This window comes from Corynebacterium tuscaniense DNF00037, assembly GCF_000759055.1.
Classification (GTDB): Bacteria; Actinomycetota; Actinomycetes; order Mycobacteriales; family Mycobacteriaceae; genus Corynebacterium; species Corynebacterium tuscaniense.
Window position 1 is genome coordinate 34,627 of the sequence record NZ_JRNG01000014.1, and the last position, 17,612, is coordinate 52,238.

At 58.6% G+C, this 17,612-nt stretch carries 15 protein-coding genes; 12 read left to right on the plus strand and 3 right to left on the minus strand.

What is annotated here, in order from left to right; translation table 11 throughout:
- Positions 1-3: 3 nt before the first annotated feature.
- Both HMPREF2129_RS04095 and HMPREF2129_RS10585 read left to right on the plus strand, forming a co-directional pair.
- Complete coding sequence (locus tag HMPREF2129_RS04095; protein ID WP_034663529.1) at positions 4-762, plus strand: ATP-binding cassette domain-containing protein; 759 nt, start codon at positions 4-6, stop codon at positions 760-762.
- A 192-nt stretch (positions 763-954) separates the two neighbouring features.
- Complete coding sequence (locus HMPREF2129_RS10585; protein WP_198021520.1) at positions 955-4,416, plus strand: Cna B-type domain-containing protein; 3,462 nt, start codon at positions 955-957, stop codon at positions 4,414-4,416.
- 76 nt (positions 4,417-4,492) lie between these two features.
- Here the strand turns inward: HMPREF2129_RS10585 and HMPREF2129_RS04105 are convergent, their stop codons facing one another.
- From HMPREF2129_RS04105 to HMPREF2129_RS04115, 3 genes are read right to left on the minus strand one after another with little or no spacing between them, the layout of a single operon-like run.
- On the minus strand, positions 4,493-4,765 hold the full coding sequence (locus HMPREF2129_RS04105; RefSeq protein WP_034663532.1) for a hypothetical protein: 273 nt from the start codon (positions 4,763-4,765) through the stop codon (positions 4,493-4,495).
- Positions 4,766-4,779: 14 nt separating this feature from the next.
- Complete coding sequence (locus HMPREF2129_RS04110; protein WP_034663535.1) at positions 4,780-5,262, minus strand: YbjN domain-containing protein; 483 nt, start codon at positions 5,260-5,262, stop codon at positions 4,780-4,782.
- A 1-nt stretch (position 5,263) separates the two neighbouring features.
- Positions 5,264-5,731: a YbjN domain-containing protein gene (locus HMPREF2129_RS04115; protein ID WP_034663537.1), complete on the minus strand. Its 468-nt coding sequence runs from the start codon at positions 5,729-5,731 to the stop codon at positions 5,264-5,266.
- Positions 5,732-5,895: 164 nt separating this feature from the next.
- Between HMPREF2129_RS04115 and pyrR the strand changes: the two genes are divergently transcribed.
- From pyrR to coaBC, 10 genes are all read left to right on the plus strand, one after another.
- The gene (pyrR, locus tag HMPREF2129_RS04120) at positions 5,896-6,450 is read left to right on the plus strand and encodes a bifunctional pyr operon transcriptional regulator/uracil phosphoribosyltransferase PyrR (RefSeq protein ID WP_034663539.1); all 555 of its coding nucleotides are present in this window, start codon (positions 5,896-5,898) and stop codon (positions 6,448-6,450) included.
- A complete protein-coding gene (locus HMPREF2129_RS04125; protein WP_034663540.1) occupies positions 6,447-7,394 on the plus strand; it encodes an aspartate carbamoyltransferase catalytic subunit in 948 nt (315 codons plus the stop codon). Before pyrR ends, HMPREF2129_RS04125 begins: the two co-directional genes overlap by 4 nt.
- Positions 7,372-8,691, plus strand: coding sequence for a dihydroorotase (locus HMPREF2129_RS04130; RefSeq protein ID WP_034663544.1), 1,320 nt, complete (start codon positions 7,372-7,374; stop codon positions 8,689-8,691). Before HMPREF2129_RS04125 ends, HMPREF2129_RS04130 begins: the two co-directional genes overlap by 23 nt.
- A gap of 78 nt (positions 8,692-8,769) precedes the next feature.
- On the plus strand, positions 8,770-9,963 hold the full coding sequence (carA, locus tag HMPREF2129_RS04135) for a glutamine-hydrolyzing carbamoyl-phosphate synthase small subunit (RefSeq protein WP_034663546.1): 1,194 nt from the start codon (positions 8,770-8,772) through the stop codon (positions 9,961-9,963).
- 15 nt (positions 9,964-9,978) lie between these two features.
- The gene (carB, locus tag HMPREF2129_RS04140; protein WP_034663548.1) at positions 9,979-13,347 is read left to right on the plus strand and encodes a carbamoyl-phosphate synthase large subunit; all 3,369 of its coding nucleotides are present in this window, start codon (positions 9,979-9,981) and stop codon (positions 13,345-13,347) included.
- Positions 13,348-14,196 (plus strand): orotidine-5'-phosphate decarboxylase, encoded by an 849-nt coding sequence (gene pyrF / locus HMPREF2129_RS04145; RefSeq protein WP_052092715.1) that lies wholly within the window; start codon positions 13,348-13,350, stop codon positions 14,194-14,196. It begins immediately after the preceding gene.
- A gap of 234 nt (positions 14,197-14,430) precedes the next feature.
- On the plus strand, positions 14,431-14,751 hold the full coding sequence (gene mihF / locus HMPREF2129_RS04150; protein ID WP_034663551.1) for an integration host factor, actinobacterial type: 321 nt from the start codon (positions 14,431-14,433) through the stop codon (positions 14,749-14,751).
- Positions 14,752-14,754: 3 nt separating this feature from the next.
- Complete coding sequence (gmk, locus tag HMPREF2129_RS04155) at positions 14,755-15,345, plus strand: guanylate kinase (RefSeq protein ID WP_034663554.1); 591 nt, start codon at positions 14,755-14,757, stop codon at positions 15,343-15,345.
- 6 nt (positions 15,346-15,351) lie between these two features.
- A complete protein-coding gene (gene rpoZ, locus HMPREF2129_RS04160) occupies positions 15,352-15,660 on the plus strand; it encodes a DNA-directed RNA polymerase subunit omega (protein WP_034663556.1) in 309 nt (102 codons plus the stop codon).
- A 608-nt stretch (positions 15,661-16,268) separates the two neighbouring features.
- A complete protein-coding gene (gene coaBC, locus HMPREF2129_RS04165; protein WP_232218093.1) occupies positions 16,269-17,585 on the plus strand; it encodes a bifunctional phosphopantothenoylcysteine decarboxylase/phosphopantothenate--cysteine ligase CoaBC in 1,317 nt (438 codons plus the stop codon).
- Positions 17,586-17,612 lie beyond the last annotated feature (27 nt).

The window sequence follows — 17,612 nt, forward strand, 5'->3', positions numbered from 1 at the left end:
GCCATGTCCATCATTGAATTGCGCGACATCACCAAGTCGTACGGCACCTTCGACGCATTGCGCGGTGTCGATCTCAGCGTCAACGCGGGCGAAGTCACCTGTGTGCTCGGCGACAATGGTGCGGGCAAGTCAACGCTCATCAAAATCCTTGCGGGTTTGCACGCCCCAACGAGTGGGCAATTGCTTATCGACGGCTCACCGGTCACCTTCACATCCCCCCGCGATGCCCTGGATGCCGGTATTGCGACGGTGTACCAAAATCTGGCCATTGTTGATGAACTGAGCGTGTGGCGAAACTTCTTCTTAGGCCAGGAGCTCACCGGCCCATTCGGCAAGCTGAAGCAGGATGAGATGAAACGCATCTGCTCCGAACAGCTCCTGGAGATGGGCATTGACATTCCGGATGTCAATGTTGAAGCCGGGAACCTGTCCGGCGGTCAACGCCAGGTCGTTGCCATTGCCCGGGCCGTGTACTTCGGTGCCCGGGTGATCGTTCTCGATGAGCCGACAGCAGCACTCGGTGTGAAGCAGTCCGGCGTGGTGCTGAAGTTCATTGCTGCGGCACGGGACCGCGGTGTCGCCGTCGTCTTGGTAACCCACAATCCGCACCATGCCTACCTGGTGGGAGACCACTTCATGATTTTGAAACTCGGCCGACAGGAACTCGACGCCGCCCGTGATGAGGTCACTCTGGACGAGCTCACTCGGGAAATGTCCGGCGGTGCTGAACTCGAAGCACTTAGCCACGAACTAAAAAGTTAGGCGAGGTTTTTCGCTGTCACTTGGGTAAAAGTGCCTAAAAGTCGAGATTTCCGACATAACGAGTATGTTTAGAGCTAAAGTTTGTCTGGCATTGAGCTGAGTTCGGGATTCAGATTTAGTGAAGGTTTTGAAGTGACAGGGTTGAAAACATTTGGACGCGGGCTGCAAAGCAAAGTTTTAGTGCTCTTCGCCATGCTTCTCGCAGTGTTCATGGTGCTTGCACCGCAATCGGTTTACGCGACTGAAACTGATGGCGCCAACACGGAGACTGCTGGTCGGGATGCCGCAACGGTTGCGGACACGCCTGCAGAAGAGGACGCCACGACCGACGAGCCAGCTAGCGTCGCAGACTCTAATGGGGCGGCAGCTGGTTTTGGAACCAAGGCTTATGAGCTCATTGGTGAGTGGAAGCAGCAGCCGAGGGAGGTGATCTCCGGACTTGATGTTCTGTCGATGGTGTGGTGGATGGATATTAATGATTCAGCACCGGCACCAGGCAATAAGCCGACCAATGACAACTTGCTCACGGTGACCGTTGAGAATGCTCATTTCGGTGAGATCCCCAGTCAGTGCTTGAGTGGGGACAAGGGTGCTTCCAAGTTGTCAGAGGACAAGCGCACCCTGACTTGTGACATTGGAGAGCGCGATGAGGGTACCGCGCAGATGCTGCTTTCTGGTGTCAAGGTTGATGGGCCGGGCAAGTCCAAGGTGTCAGCCAAGGCAACCTTCCGCGGCCTCGAAGCTGAGCTGCCTGAGATTCCCGTGATTGCTCCTTTCCTCATGGACGCCAAGTTTGATGGCGGTGCAGCAACCTCCCTGACTGGTGAACCGGACACCTTCCAGTTCATGAACTTCCCCTTCTCGCTGGCGCATGCAAAAGGCGCAGCAAAGGGGCCCGAGAGCGTCAGCTATGACATCACGATCAACGGCGTGAAGGACGAAGAGGTCACGCTTCAGGATGTCGCCTGCGCACCAATCGATCGTGTGCAGCCGGGATACCCATTCTCGGCTCCTGGGAAGCCGGAGAATCAAACCACGAAGTTCCCTACGTGTGAGTTCACAGCCGTGAAAGGCAAGAAGAACACGTTCCGTTTGACGCTGTCTGATCTGGATTACACGTCTAAGCGCGCTGATCTGGATTCAAACGGCGTGCTTCTGCCACAGGTTCAACCAAAGCATCCACGTGAAGTTATTGCTGCTGGTGAACTGCGCGTGAAGGTGCCGTATGTCACCTCCGGGCCAAACAAGAATGAGGACACCAATATTCACCTGAAGGCGTCTGCTCCGACGTACACCGCTGAGGACGGCTCGACTGCTCAAGACGATCCTTCCAATAATGAGAACAAGGCGCCCTTGGTTCGTGGTAATTGGACCGGTGCATGGGTGGTTGCTTCACAGTGGCCAAAGGCGTACCCAGGTATTGGTTGGTCCGATACCTCCCGCGCACCAGCCGGCGCCACCGTTATGTCGGTGTCGGGTATTGGCCCACGCCGTGTTGTGAACTCGGCTAACCAACCGGGCGGTTTTGCGGACACCTGGATCTGCAACACCCTGGATACGAAGCGCGTTGACTTCGTTGATGCCCGCGTGGTGGCTGACCCACAAGCGAAACCAAATGTCTACTACGGCGAGAACATCGAGGATCTGAAGATTCTGTACTACACGGGTGAGGTAGAGGATCCGAACCTGTTTAAGTGCGGAACGAAGGAAACGCCGTTTGATGAAGGCAAGGACGAAAAGGATGGCTGGAGTTACACCAAGCCGGCTGATCTGTCTACGGTCAAGGCCGTGAAGGTGCGTGTGCCACACGACAAGGTCCACTTGTCCAAGCTGCCTAAGTCTTTCTTCTATCTAGTCATCGAGCAGCGGATCCACGATGATGCGAAGCCTGGGGATGATGTTTGGGCGTTTACGTCGGTGCTGGAGGAAGACCACACTGAATGGAAAATGGACTTCAACGCTAAGCGTTATTTCCACCGCTTCACCGATAAAGATGATGCTAAAGAGGAGATCACGCCTTCGTTCGCGAGCCCTGGTGTGGTAACTGACGGTGTGCGTTACCCGTACACGGGTCCTGGCCGCGACCTTTTGCGTGTGGTGGGTTCCCTGCCTGTTGTAGCGAAGGACGCAGCGCAACCGGAGTACGGCCCGGGCGAGGAAGCTGATTTCACTATCCGCTATGGCCTGGAATCTGAGATTGCCAATATGCCTAATGATCAGGTGGTGATTAAGGACACGTTGCCGAAGGGGATGGAGTACATCGCTGGCAGTGCTGACGTTGAACCCGAAGTGTCAACGAACGACAAGGGTGAGCAGGTGCTTACCTGGACAAAGGAAGACGTTGCGCCGAACTTGCGCGTCCTTGAGGAGGGCAACCCGGGCATTATCAACTACAAGGCCACGATGCCGAAGGATGCAAAGCCCGGTGATGTTCTGACGAATGAGGTTACTGCAACGAGCCAGGGCCAGACCCGTAAGGCGCAGGCGAAGGTGACAGTCCCGCGTGCCGGCTACACGTCACTGAAGAAGAATGTGGCTGAATCCGTTATTGAAACCGCCCCGAATGGAGTGGCTTCTAATGAGTGGACGATTGAACTCACCTCAAAGGATCCAACGAAGTCGAATCTGACGGATGTTATTGACGTGCTTCCTGCCAACGGCGATGCTCAGGGCTCGAAGTTTGAGGGCAAGCTCAAGGTCACAAACGTCGAAGGTCCAGAAGGTGCGAAGATCTACAGCACTACTGTTGATCCAGCGAAGATTGACGAGGATCCGAATGCCGAAGTCAATGGTGCGACAGGCCAGCCGTCCAGCATCTGGACGGAGGGTGTGAAGGAAAATGCTACTGCCGTTCGCGTGATCACCAACGCGCCTTTGGCTTATGGCGATACACAGAAGATCACCATTAAGACGGAACTGCATAGCGCTAAATCTGGCGACATCGTAGTGAATAAGGCCGTTGGCCGCGCTGAAAACACGAAGCTGCGTATGCGCACCTCTGCCCAGTTCACTGTCCGTACACCGGTCGACGTCAATGTTGAGAAGGTGTGGAAGGATGCCAAGGGTGCGGACCTGAAGGACACTCCGAAGTCCGTCAAGGTTCAGCTCATCCGCAAGCAGGGTGAAGAAAGCACCCCTGTGGGTGACAAGGTTGAACTCAATGCTGACAACAAGTGGAAGCACACGTTTGCAAAACTGCCAGCTGCAGTGGATGAGGAACCCGTCACCTATACGGTGCACGAAGACGAGATTGAGGGATTCACCTCCAAGGTCGAGGTGAAGAATGTCGACGGCGACTACCAGGTCATGGTGACGAACACCCGTAAACCAGAGCCAAACCCGACACCAACCCCGACTCCGACACTAACCCCGACGCCGACGCCAACCCCGGCTCCGACACCAACCCCGACGCCAGGTCCCTCCGGTACCCCGACGCCAACGCCGGGTACATCGGGAACCCCAACGCCAGGTCCGTCGGGAACCTCGACGCCGGGTACATCGGAAACTCCAACTCCTGGCCCAACGCCGGAGCAGCCGAGCGGTCCTAAGAAGGAGCTCGCACGGACTGGTGCTGCTGTCATGGGACTGGTGGCATTGGCACTGGCCGCGATTGGCGGCGGAACACTACTGATGCTTAGGTCGCGGAAGCAGTAGACTCACTGCACTCAAAGCGCCACAAAGTTAATGGGTCCGACTGGTTGAAACCAGCCGGACCCATTATCTGTTCAGATCACGCCACAAACAAAACCACGACTGCACCGACAACCAGTGTGATGAGAACACCAATCAGGATGAGCAAAGGGAGCCCCAGCGTGAAAGCAGTGACGATGGTGGACAGAATCCCGCCAGTGGAGGAATCGTTTTTGTCCATCGCTTGGTACGGGTTGGGCTGGCTGTAGGGTTGCTGGATGTCATAGGGTTGTTGCTGGTGGTAAGGGGTGCCGTAGGGCTGGTTGTCCTGCGGTTCCTGGGGCGGGTAAGCGTTGCCGTACGGGGTGGTCATGGTGGGGCTCCTGTTCAAGGGGTGTTAGCAGTGCCGTCAGCGTCGTCGGCAAGCTCGGCTTGGGCTTGGCTGATTTGCTCGGAGAGGGCGACCATCGCATTGTGGGCGTCGACAACCGCCTTGACGGCGCGGACGGAAGCGGAACCAAGTTGCTCGTCGGTCATGCCGGCGGCCACGGAAACTTCGGCTTCGGTGCGGATGACGAGGTTCTCCGACTTGTTGCCCACGATGGCGCGCGCACCGATGAGGGTGGAGTTCACCTCATTGGCAGCGAGGTAGTAGTTCGCGTCAGGGGAGTCGGCGGCGGTGTCCGTGGAGGAATCGGCGCGGACGATGAATACGGAGTCGAGCAAGACAACGAGAAGCTCCAGCTTGTCGTGGGTGCCTTGCGCCACGCGCCCGGTGGGATCAGCGGTGATACTGACACCAGACTGGGAGAAAGCGTCAACAATGCGTTCAATGGTGACCAAGTTGGGGGTCGAATTCGCGGTAGTCACTTTAGTTCTCCTCCCACGTCACGGCAGTTGGGAAAGATTCAGCCAAGAAGTTGAAAGCCTGCAGCGTCGCATTGATTGAGGTGATGATGAAGGTGCCCAGCTGATTCGTCGATAAGCCACGGCTCACATCAAGCGACCGGATACCGGTGATGGCTAGGGTGTTTTCCTCACTCTGGAAGAAACGCAGAGTCGGCGTGAAATGCGTCTGGTTGTACTCATTCGTGGCGTACAACAGCGAGGACACATCCTCCGGTGCGAACTCTCCACGCCACACAGACTCGAAGATGAGCTTGCCATCGTCGAAGGTGAACACCATCGCGGCGTTGATAAAGCCTGTTCGAACAACGGGTTCTTCCAGGCGGTACTCCAAGCCCTCACCCTCAAGCACGGCGGCGATGTCAGCGAGAGTGACCTCGCGGACCCGATCATCCGCTGTGAGCTCCGGAGTGGGGTTCTCATTGGTGGTCATGGCACCTAAGGTTACCTGTCTTGGCTCCATGCTGGTGGGCTCGCATCAAGTGGTGCTTCTGCCGGGCAAATAGTGCTAATGTTGCGAATGTCTACCAAGCATTGGCAGGCGCTAAAAAGAAGCATCCTTTAAATTCCGCACAGAGAGGCGGGGAAGGAGGTTCGATGAGTGCCACGAAGTTGCTTGACGCTAGTGACGTCTCGCGTACGATCGCACGCATCGCGCACCAAATTATCGAGAAAACAGCGCTCGATGCACCTGGTGCTCCAACGGTGATTCTGTTGGGCATCCCATCTGGGGGAGTGCCCTTGGCCCAGCGCATAGGCGCGGCGATTGAGGAATTTGCGGGGGTGAACGTCCCTGTTGGAAGCCTGGATGTCACCCTGTACCGCGATGATCTGCGCCGCCGCCCACACCGTGCATTGGCGCCCACGGACATTCCAGGAGATATTAATGGCGCAACCATCGTGTTGGTTGATGATGTGCTGTTTTCGGGCCGCACTATCCGTGCCGCACTTGATTCTTTGAGTGATATCGGCCGCCCCAACATCATTCAGCTCGCCGTCCTCGTGGACCGTGGCCACCGTGCCGTGCCCATTCGCGCAGACTACGTGGGCAAGAACATTCCCACCGCACTCAGTGAGGATGTCACTGTGACGCTCACGCCTATCGACGGTGAAGATGCAGTCCTCCTCATGAAAGAGGGTGAGGAAGAATGAAGCACCTGATCAGCATCGCGGACTTGAGCCGTGAGGAGATCATCGGGCTGATGGATGAGGCTGATCGCTTCCGCGAAGCCCTGGAGGGCCGCGAGATGAAGAAGCTACCCACCCTGCGCGGGCGCACCATTTTCACGCTGTTCTACGAAAACTCCACCCGCACCCGCTCCTCCTTCGAGACGGCAGGTAAGTGGATGAGCGCGGATGTGATCAACGTGTCTGCGTCCAACTCCAGTGTGAAAAAAGGCGAGTCGCTCAAGGACACGGCAGCGACCCTGAAGGCTGTGGGTGCAGATGCGATCATCATGCGCCACCCATCTTCCGGCGCACCGAACCTGCTGCGTGAATGGGTGCCGGGCGCCGCAATTGTTAACGCCGGTGATGGCTCGCACCAGCACCCGACGCAGGCACTGCTTGATGCCGTGACGATGCGCCAACACATTGGCGATGTAGCAGGAAAGAAAGTCCTCATCGTCGGTGACATCTTGCACTCCCGTGTAGCACGCTCCAACGTGGACCTTTTGTCCACGCTCGGCGCAGAGGTTGTGCTCGTTGCGCCGCCGACTTTGCTGCCCACTGGTGTGCAGAACTGGCCGTGCCGCGTGGCCTATGACTTCGACGTGGAGCTCGCCTCCGCGGACACCCCCGCAGTGGTGATGATGCTGCGCGTGCAGGCAGAGCGTATGAATGGTGGTTTCTTCCCATCCCACCGTGAATACGCCACCTTGTATGGGCTTTCCCAAGACCGTGCGGACGCGCTCGGCAACGACACCCTGATCATGCACCCGGGACCGATGCTGCGCGGCATGGAAATCAACTTCAATGTGGCCGACCGCGATAACACCGTGGTCCTGGATCAGGTGACTAATGGTGTGTACACCCGCATGGCGGCGCTGTTCACTCTGCTAGCCAGCGGGGACGATGCGCTGGAAGGAAAGGAGTAGGGCAGTGGCAACACTCGCTTTGAATAACGTCCGCCCCTACGGCGAAGACGAAACGAACATTCTCATCGACGTGGACGCGGGTGTCATCGACTCCATCGGTGATGCGCCGTTCACAGATGCAGCTGAGGTCGTGGATTGTGGTGGCAAGGTGCTGCTCCCGGGCCTCGTGGATGTGCACGTGCACCTGCGCGAGCCGGGCCGCGAGGACACGGAGACCATTGCGACGGGCTCTGATGCCGCGGCTGCTGGTGGTTTCACCGCCGTGTTCACCATGGCGAACACTCAGCCCGTTATTGATCAGCCTTTCCTCGCCGATGCCGTGTGGGAAAAAGGTCAGGCCTACGGCAAGTGCGATGTGTACCCGGTGGGCTCTATCAGCAAGGGACTCGGCGGGGAAACACTCACCGAGATCGGTCTGATGTCCCGCGGGCACGTGCGGATGTTCTCCGATGATGGCCGATGCGTCAATGACCCGCAGCTGATGCGCCGCGCTATCGAGTACGCCAAGGCCTATGACGTCGTGCTGGCACAGCATGCTGAGGACCACCGCATGACTGAAGGCTCGTGTGCCCACGAAGGTGAAAACGCTGCCCGCCTGGGGCTGCGCGGTTGGCCACGTGTGGCAGAAGAATCCATCGTTGCACGCGACCTGATTATGACCCGTGACTACGGCGGGCGCTACCACCTCTGCCACGCCTCCACCGAGGGCACCGTATCCCTCCTGCGGTGGGCAAAGGAGCAGGGGATTGACGTCACCGCCGAGGTCACCCCGCACCACTTGCTGCTTACCGACGAGAAGCTGGAAACCTACGACGGTGTCTACCGCGTCAACCCACCGCTGCGTGAGAACAAGGACACGTTTGCGCTGCGCGACGCGCTTCTGGACGGCACGATTGACGTCGTGGCCACCGATCACGCACCGCACGGTTCCGAAGACAAATGCGTCGAATTTGAAAACGCCAAGCCCGGCATGATCGGCCTGGAAACCTCCCTGGCCATCATCGCCCACATCTTCGTCGAATCCGGACTGGCGGACTGGCGCTTCGTGGCCAAGGTCATGAGCGAGCGCCCGGCAGAGATCCTGCGTCTGTCGGACCACGGCCGACCGATTGCTGTCGGCGAGCCGGCCAACCTCACCCTCGTCGATACGCAAGCGCCATGGACCGCACGCGGCGAAGAGATGGCATCCAAGTCGAAGAACACCCCGTACGAGGGCTCTGAATTCAACACACGCGTCACTGCAACTTGGCTGCGCGGTAAGCAAACCTACGAGGCAACGGACAACCAAAAGAACTGACCAGCACAAGCGCCGTCATCCGAGCGCCGGCGCTGTCCATCAACGCGAGAATAGAACGAGAAGAAAAAGGAAACACACATGAGCACCGACCACATTCCCGCCGTGCTGGTCCTAGCCGACGGCACGACATTCCCAGGCTTTGCCTTCGGGGCGGAGACCGTCGAACCTATTTTCGGTGAAGCAGTCTTCACCACCGCCATGACCGGCTACCAGGAAACGATGACGGACCCGTCCTACCACCGCCAAATCGTCGTCGCTGCAGCTCCGCAGATCGGCAACACCGGCTGGAACGATGAAGACAATGAGTCCCACGACAACCGCATTTGGGTTGCCGGCCTGGTAATCCGTGACCTGGCTAAACGCGTGTCCAACTGGCGCGCGAAGCGCAGCCTCGAAGATGAGATGATTTCCCAGGGCATCGTTGGTATCCATGGCGTGGATACCCGCTCCTTGGTCCGCCACCTGCGCAACTACGGCTCCATCGCCGCGGGGATTTTTGTGGGGGAGGACGCACAGGGGAACGTCGATAAGCTTGTTGCGCGCGTGAAAGAGCAACCCGCGATGTCGGGCGCGGATCTTTCTGCGGAAGTCTCCACTACCGAGCCGTACGTGATTGAGGCTGAGGGAGAGAAGAAGTACACCGTCGTCGCGTACGACATGGGCATCAAGTCCGCTACGCCGCGCCACTTCGCGCAGCGCGGAATTGAGACCATCGTGGTCCCGGCGGGCACTTCCTTTGCTGAGATTGCGAAGCACAACCCGGATGGCGTGTTCATCTCTAACGGCCCGGGCGACCCGAAGACTGCCGATGACATGGTTGCGGTCACCCGTGACGTGATCGCCAGCGGCACCCCGCTTTTTGGCATCTGCTTTGGTAACCAGATCCTTGGCCGCGCACTCGGACTGGACACCTACAAGCTCAAGTTCGGCCACCGCGGTGTGAATATTCCGGTGAAGAACCACGTGACCGGCAAGATCGACATCACCTCCCAGAACCACGGCTTCGCGGTCACGCTTCCGGAGGGATTCACCGCCCAGGACGTCAAAAACGGCAAGACCTTCGACACGGACTTCGGCCCGGCACTGGTCACGCACACGTGCCTTAACGACGGCGTTGTTGAGGGCGTCGCCCTGCAATCCGGCAAGGCCTACTCCGTCCAGTACCACCCGGAATCCGCGGCAGGCCCGCACGACGCGAACCCGCTCTTCGACCAGTTTGTGGCGCTCATGGACGACCACAAGGCCGCCAAGAACGCATCCGAGCAGAACTAACCAGGAAGGAAAACCATGAAACGCGAAGAAATCAACCACGTCCTGGTCATCGGCTCGGGCCCGATTGTCATCGGCCAGGCCTGCGAGTTCGACTACTCGGGTACCCAGGCATGCCGCGTGCTCAAAGAAGAAGGACTGCGCGTCACCCTGATCAACTCCAACCCGGCAACGATCATGACCGACCCGGAGTTCGCTGACCACACCTATGTGGAGCCGATCGAGCCGGAATACATCGATCGGATCCTTGCCCGCGAGGCGGAGCAGGGCCACCCGGTTGACGCAATCCTGGCCACCCTCGGTGGACAGACCGCACTCAACGCTGCGATCCAGCTTGACCGTCAAGGCATCCTGGCAAAGCACAATGTCGAACTTATCGGTGCGAATATTGACGCGATTGAGCGAGGTGAGGACCGCCAGAAGTTCAAGGACATCGTGGCCAAGATCGGCGGAGAATCCGCTCGCTCCCGCGTGTGCTTCAACATGGACGAAGTCAAGGACACGGTGGCGGAACTCGGTCTGCCTGTCGTCGTCCGCCCGTCTTTCACCATGGGTGGCCTTGGCTCGGGCCTGGCTTTCACCATGGAGGACCTTGAGCGCATCGCCGGCGATGGCCTTGAGGCCAGCCCGGAAGCGAATGTGCTGATCGAGGAATCCATCCTCGGCTGGAAGGAATTCGAGCTGGAGCTCATGCGTGACGGCGACGATAACGTCGTAGTCATCGCCTCCATTGAGAACGTCGATGCACTCGGTGTGCATACGGGCGATTCCGTCACCGTTGCACCGGCTCTCACCTTGACGGACCGCGAATTCCAGACAATGCGCGACCAAGGCATTGCCATCATCCGTGAAGTCGGTGTAGACACCGGTGGCTGCAACATCCAGTTCGCCGTCAATCCCGTTGACGGCCGCATCATCACCATTGAGATGAACCCGCGCGTATCGCGCTCTTCCGCGCTCGCGTCGAAGGCGACGGGCTTCCCAATCGCCAAGATCGCCTCGAAGCTGGCCATTGGCTACACCCTCGACGAGATCACGAACGACATCACCGGTGTCACCCCGGCTGCTTTCGAGCCGACGCTGGACTACGTGATTGTGAAGATGCCGCGCTTCGCCTTTGAAAAGTTCCCGGGCTCCGACGAGACCCTGGGCACCTCCATGAAGGCAGTGGGTGAGGCCATGGGCATTGGCCGCAACTACATCCAGGGCCTGAACAAGGTCATGCGCTCCATGGAAGACAAGCCGAACGGTTTCTGGACCAAACCTGACGAGTACTTCGCTGGCGAGCGCGCAACGGATGTCAACGCTGTGCTCGAGGACCTCAAGGTTCCCACGGACAAGCGCCTCTACGATGTTGAGCTCGCTTTGCGCCTGGGCGCCACGATCGAGCAGGTCTACGAGGCAAGCGGTATCGACCCGTGGTTCCTCGCCGAGCTCGAAGCGCTGATTGATTTCAGGGAGCAGCTTATTAGCGCCCCAGTGCTTGATGCTGACCTTCTCCGCGAGGCTAAGGTCTTCGGGCTTTCCGACGCGCAGATTGCGGCACTGCGTCCTGAACTCGCTGGCGAAGACGGTGTGCGTTCCCTGCGCTGGTCGCTGGGTATTCACCCGGTGTACAAGACCGTGGATACCTGCGCTGGCGAGTTCGAGGCACAGACCCCGTACCACTACTCGGCGTATGAGTATGACCCGAATGCAGAAACCGAAGTGCGCGTCGCAAGCTCCGCGCAGGAAGAAAAGGAAAGCGAGCGCGCAAAGGTAATCATTCTGGGCTCCGGCCCGAACCGTATTGGTCAAGGTATTGAGTTTGACTATTCCTGTGTTCACGCGGCACTCGAGCTGTCCCGCGTTGGGTACGAGACGGTGATGGTCAACTGCAACCCGGAGACCGTGTCCACGGACTACGACACTGCTGATCGGCTGTACTTCGAGCCACTGACCTTTGAAGACGTCATGGAGATCTACCGCGCTGAAGCTGCCACCGGCACCGTCGCTGGCGTGATTGTGCAGCTTGGTGGACAGACCCCGCTTGGTCTTGCACAGAAGCTTGCGGACGCGGGCGTGCCCGTCGTGGGCACTACGCCAGAAGCCATCGATTTGGCTGAGGATCGCGGTGAATTTGGCAAGGTCCTGGAGGCCGCAAACCTTCCGGCACCGGCTTACGGTACCGCCACCTCCTTCGAAGGTGCGCGTGAGGTGGCCAATCGCATCGGCTACCCGGTGCTGGTCCGTCCGTCCTACGTGCTTGGTGGCCGCGGCATGGAGATCGTCTACGACGAGGAGAACCTGCGCGACTACATCAACCGCGCAACCGAACTGTCCCCGGACCATCCGGTGCTGGTGGACCGTTTCCTGGACAACGCCATTGAGATTGACGTGGATGTGCTGTGCGATGGCACCGAGGTCTACCTCGGTGGCGTGATGGAACACATTGAGGAAGCCGGTATTCACTCCGGTGACTCTGCATGTGCACTGCCACCGATGACGCTGGGCCCGGACGATATTGACAAGGTCCGCCGCTCCGCCGAGGCACTGGCCCACGGTATTGGCGTGAAGGGGCTAATGAACGTGCAGTTCGCGCTCAAGGACGACATCCTCTACGTCATTGAGGCCAACCCGCGTGCGTCCCGCACCGTGCCGTTCGTGTCCAAGGCCACGGGTGTCCACTTGGCCAAGGCTGCTGCCCGCATCATGCTTGGCGCAACCATCGCGGAGCTGCGTGAAGAGGGCATCATTCCATCGACTTATGATGGTGGCTCCCTACCCCTCGAGCACCCGATCGCGGTTAAGGAAGCGGTCCTACCATTCACCCGCTTCCGTCGTCCAGATGGTGCGGTGCTGGACACCATCCTCGGACCGGAGATGAAGTCCACCGGTGAGGTCATGGGCTTGGCACCATCCTTCGGCGTTGCCTTTACCAAGGCCGAGGCAGCAGCGTTTGGCGAGCTTCCCACCGAAGGCACCGTCTTCGTGTCCCTGGCTAACCGCGACAAGCGCACGCTGATCTTCCCAATTCAGCGTCTGTCCACCATGGGCTTCAAGGTCTTGGCTACGGAGGGCACTGCCCAGACGCTGCGGCGCAACGGCATTGAGTGTGAGGTTGCTTTGAAGGCCTCCGCTGTCCGCGCCGGTGCTGAAGGTACGTCCATCGTCGACCGCATCCTGGACGGCGAGGTTGATCTAGTGCTCAACACCCCAGCTGGCTCCGCGGGTGCACGCCACGATGGCTATGACATCCGCGCCGCGGCAGTGGTTTCCAACGTGCCGATCATGACGACGGTGCAGGGCGTCACCGCAGCGGTCCAGGGCATCGAATCCCTCCGCGCGAATGAGATCACAGTGACCAGCCTCCAAGAACTTGAGCATAACGTTCAGGCAGGGGAGTAGATGAGCCAGAAGGAGAGCCCGGTGGATACAGGTGCCGGTTTTGGTGCCCGGCTTGTCGCCGCAGGAGCAGACTACGGCCGCTTGTGTGTTGGTATTGACCCGCATGAGCAGCTTCTCGCTGCGTGGGGGCTAAGCAATGACGCTAAAGGTTTGCGTGAATTCTCCCTGCGTTGTGTGGAAGCGTTCGCTGGACACGTTGCCCTGATCAAGCCACAGGTAGCTTTCTTCGAGCGGTATGGTTCTCAGGGCTTCGCTGTCCTGGAGGAGGTCATCGCTGCGGCAAAGAGTAGTGGAACCCTCATCGTTGCCGACGCTAAGCGGGGAGATATCGGATCCACTATGGCTGGCTATGCGGCAGCTTGGCTTGGTGATGAATCCCCGCTGTGCTGCGATGCTGTGACTCTCACCCCGTACCTCGGGGTGAGGTCGTTGGCTCCCGCTATTGAGCTGGCAGGGGAGAACAGGCGCGGTGTCTTCATCATGGCGGCTAATTCCAACCCGGAAGCAGAAGCCTTCCAGGAGCAGCTCCTGGGCACCACTGGTGATACGGTTGCCCAGCACATGATTGATGAGTGTGCGCAATACAACCAAGCTGATAACGGTCACGTTGGTCACGTCGGTGTTGTCGTGGGGGCAACGGTGAAGAACCCACCACGGTTGGATCACCTCAATGCGCCGGTGCTCATGCCCGGTGTGGGGGCGCAAGGTGCAACGATGGATGATGTTGCACGCATTGCTGGCGCAGACAGTCATCTTGTTTTTCCGAATGTTTCCCGTTCAATTCTCTCCGCTGGACCTAATACTGAAGACCTGCGCAAACGTGTAAAAGAACAGGTCGCAGGCGCTTAAGCTGGCCCTAGTTGGCGAATAACCTAAAACTGCTGGTAGGTTGAAAACGCCGACGCGGTGACATGCCGAAACACGGTATCGTTCACCGCGTCAAGTAAGATCCAGTGTTAAACTGAACCGCGATCGGCCAATCACACAGTTGTAATTAGAAAAGCGGCTGTGCAATAGTGTCGAGTCGGTTCAAACACAGAATCGTGAAAACTAACTACCCCTACTATTTATGGAGGAACCGAAGTGGCCCTTCCCCAACTAACCCCGGAGCAGCGCCAGGAAGCTCTGGCTAAGGCTGCAGAGGCACGTAAGCAGCGCGCAGAGCTCAAGGCATCCCTGAAGCGCGGCGAGACCAACCTGAAGGAAGTTCTCGAGAAGGCTGAGTCCAACGAGATCATCGGTAAGACCAAGGTCTCCGCTCTCCTGGAGGCTCTGCCGAAGGTGGGCAAGGTTAAGGCACGCGAGATTATGGAGGAGCTGGAGATCGCTCAGACCCGTCGCTTGCGTGGCCTCGGTGAGCGTCAGCGCCGTGCTCTGCTCGAGCGTTTTGGCTTCGCGGACTAATCGGTGACAACCGTGAATAAGAAGGGTCGGCTTGTTGTTTTGGCTGGCCCTTCTGCCGTCGGTAAGTCAACTGTGGTTCAGCGGCTCCGTGAAGCAGTGGAAGACCTGTACTTCTCTGTTTCTATGACCACGCGTGATCCTCGTCCGGGTGAGGTTGATGGCAAGGACTACTTCTTTGTCACGCCTGAGGAGTTCCAGGACAAGATCGACGCAGGTGAGATGCTCGAGTGGGCTGATATTCACAGTGGGTTGCAGCGTTCAGGCACCCCATCGGGGCCAGTGCGTGAGGCTATGGAAGCTGGTCGTCCTGTGCTTGTTGAGGTGGATCTCGCTGGCGCTCGCAATATCAAGATGCTCATGCCGGAGGCGACGACAGTTTTCCTCGCCCCGCCGTCATGGGAAGTGCTGGTTGATCGATTGACTGGCCGCGGGACTGAATCTCAGGATGTCATTGAGCGTCGCCTTGAAACAGCTCGTGATGAGTTGGCCTGCCAGGATGAGTTTGACACAATCATTGTGAACAACGATCTGGATGAGGCGGTTTCAGGCATTAGTGATATTCTTCTGTCCGTTAATCGTCCAACGAATGAATAGGTGTAAGTGAGCAACGTGACCAACGATCTGGCTACTTCGGCTGATGTCGATGTCAAGGAGCAGGTGTACGACACGCCTGAAGGCATCACGGCACCGCCTATTGATGAGCTGTTGACCAAGGTGTCTTCCAAGTACGCTCTGGTGATCTTTGCCGCTAAGCGCGCACGTCAGATCAACAGCTACTACCAGGAGCAAGATGAGGGTGTGTTCGAGTTCATCGGCCCCCTGGTCACCCCACAGCAAGGGGAGAAGCCTCTGTCCATTGCTCTGCGTGAGATCGAGCATGGTCTCTTGGAGCATGAGGAAGGCCAGTAAGCCTTAGCTCATCCATCGCAGCGCGGGTCTCCGGCAAAGCCGGGGCCCGCGTTTTGCTGTCAAAGTGCGTCTAGCTTTCTGAGAATTGCTTAAAAGATTATCGACGGTCCCCGCGCCCTATATCTCCGCTTCAGGCCCTTGACGTGCTTATATGTTTTCCCTATAACACTTATAGCCCCCCGAATGGGGGTGAAAAGCTAAGGAATCGTTCAGGAAAATTTAAGGCAAACCTGCTGGTCAACGCCTTGCGCCAACCAATGTCCACTTAAGTGGACAATTTAGTGTTTCGAAACTGAGAAAATCGTGCCATATTCAAAGGGCAGCCGGTCAGTGCCGGGGCCAAACGAAGATGTGAGGATCCACCTAGAACTCGGGGGTAGGCGGAAGCGAAGCACAGGGGCTTCTCCTGCATCATGGGGGTCATGTTGACCCTGGTGCTGGCTGGTTGCACTCCCCTTCGGGGTGTCGGGGGGAAACAACAGCCGAAAGTGACGGCAACACGGACGCAGTGACTCCCGCTAAAACCACGCCGCTAGTTTGGAGCCGGTGGCATAGTCTGCTGGACGGCGAAAAGGTTGCGGTGATGGTGGCAGGTAAGCTCGGGGGCCATGAGTGACATGGCTGCACATAACCTGGACACTGCTGAGGCCACCGGTGCTGATGCCGGGGTCGGCGGAGATGAAAAGGGGCCCCTCAACGTTGTTGTGGGTGTCTCCGGGGGAATTGCCGCGTACAAGGCATGTCACTTGGTGCGTGAGTTCACGGAGGCCGGGGATAGCGTGCGGGTTGTGCCTACGCCGTCAGCGCTGAACTTCGTGGGTGCGGCAACGTTTGAGGCACTGTCTGGCCACCACGTGGACACGGGGGTGTTCAGCCGTGTGGATGAGGTGCAGCACGTCCGCGTGGGTAAGGAAGCGGACCTGATTGTCGTCGCGCCGGCCACGGCGGATACGATCGCACGTATCGCTGCGGGTCGCGCAAATGACCTTCTTACCGCGACGGTGCTTGTGGCCACGTGCCCGGTGGTGCTAGCGCCGGCGATGCACACGGAGATGTGGGAGAACCCTGCAACCCAGGACAATGTGGCAACGTTGCGTCGCCGTGGCCTCATTGTGTTGGAGCCTGCGCATGGGCGTTTGACCGGCAAGGATACCGGTCCGGGCAGATTGCCGGAGGCATCGCAGATTGCGGCGATGGCGCGCACAGTTGTGGCGGTAGGGACGTTCACTCGGTCACTGGAAGGCAAGAAGGTGGTGATCTCCGCGGGCGGCACGCAGGAGAATATTGACCCAGTGCGCTTCATTGGTAACCGGTCTTCCGGCAGGCAAGGGTTTGCGCTCGCAGACATCGCGGTTCATCGTGGCGCGAATGTCACCATCGTCGCGGGGGACACCGATGAGCTGGAGACACCTCCTGGCGCAGAGATCATCCGCGTGCGCTCCACGCGCGACATGAAGGAGGCTGTCGACGCCGCGGCGGTGGACGCTGACATTGTGATCATGGCAGCTGCTGTCGCCGATTACCGCCCGGAAACTGAGGCTGATTCCAAGTTGAAGAAGGGGCAGGCGGATGATGTCTTATCGACGCTGCGGTTGGTGGAGAATCCGGATATTTTGAGGGGGCTCGTCGATAAGCGAGAGGCTGGCGAGACGTCTGCGACGATCGTTGGCTTTGCGGCGGAAACGGATGATCCGCTGGAAAATGGCCGGGCGAAGTTGGAGCGCAAGGGCGCGGACATGCTCATGGTGAACTCCGTGGCGGGAGGAAAAGTCTTCGGTGAGCTGCGCAATAGTGGCTGGCTGCTCGGTGCGGATGGATCGACGGAAGACATTGAGGATGGGCCGAAACACGTGGTTGCGGCACGGATGTGGGATGCGATTGAGAAGATCACGTCCGGTGACGGGGAGTCGATTCGACAGGATTAGACAGCTTAGTCTATTCTTGGGTGCGCA

Coding starts and splice junctions, on each gene's coding strand:
- HMPREF2129_RS04125 (WP_034663540.1), top strand. CDS start 6,447: ATGAAGCACCTGATCAGCATCGCGGACTTGAGCCGTGAGGAGATCATC.
- coaBC (WP_232218093.1), top strand. CDS start 16,269: ATGAGTGACATGGCTGCACATAACCTGGACACTGCTGAGGCCACCGGT.
- HMPREF2129_RS10585 (WP_198021520.1), top strand. CDS start 955: ATGCTTCTCGCAGTGTTCATGGTGCTTGCACCGCAATCGGTTTACGCG.
- carA (WP_034663546.1), top strand. CDS start 8,770: ATGAGCACCGACCACATTCCCGCCGTGCTGGTCCTAGCCGACGGCACG.
- pyrR (WP_034663539.1), top strand. CDS start 5,896: ATGAGTGCCACGAAGTTGCTTGACGCTAGTGACGTCTCGCGTACGATC.
- pyrF (WP_052092715.1), top strand. CDS start 13,348: ATGAGCCAGAAGGAGAGCCCGGTGGATACAGGTGCCGGTTTTGGTGCC.
- carB (WP_034663548.1), top strand. CDS start 9,979: ATGAAACGCGAAGAAATCAACCACGTCCTGGTCATCGGCTCGGGCCCG.
- HMPREF2129_RS04095 (WP_034663529.1), top strand. CDS start 4: ATGTCCATCATTGAATTGCGCGACATCACCAAGTCGTACGGCACCTTC.
- HMPREF2129_RS04115 (WP_034663537.1), bottom strand. CDS start 5,731: ATGACCACCAATGAGAACCCCACTCCGGAGCTCACAGCGGATGATCGG.
- HMPREF2129_RS04130 (WP_034663544.1), top strand. CDS start 7,372: ATGCGCTGGAAGGAAAGGAGTAGGGCAGTGGCAACACTCGCTTTGAAT.
- HMPREF2129_RS04105 (WP_034663532.1), bottom strand. CDS start 4,765: ATGACCACCCCGTACGGCAACGCTTACCCGCCCCAGGAACCGCAGGAC.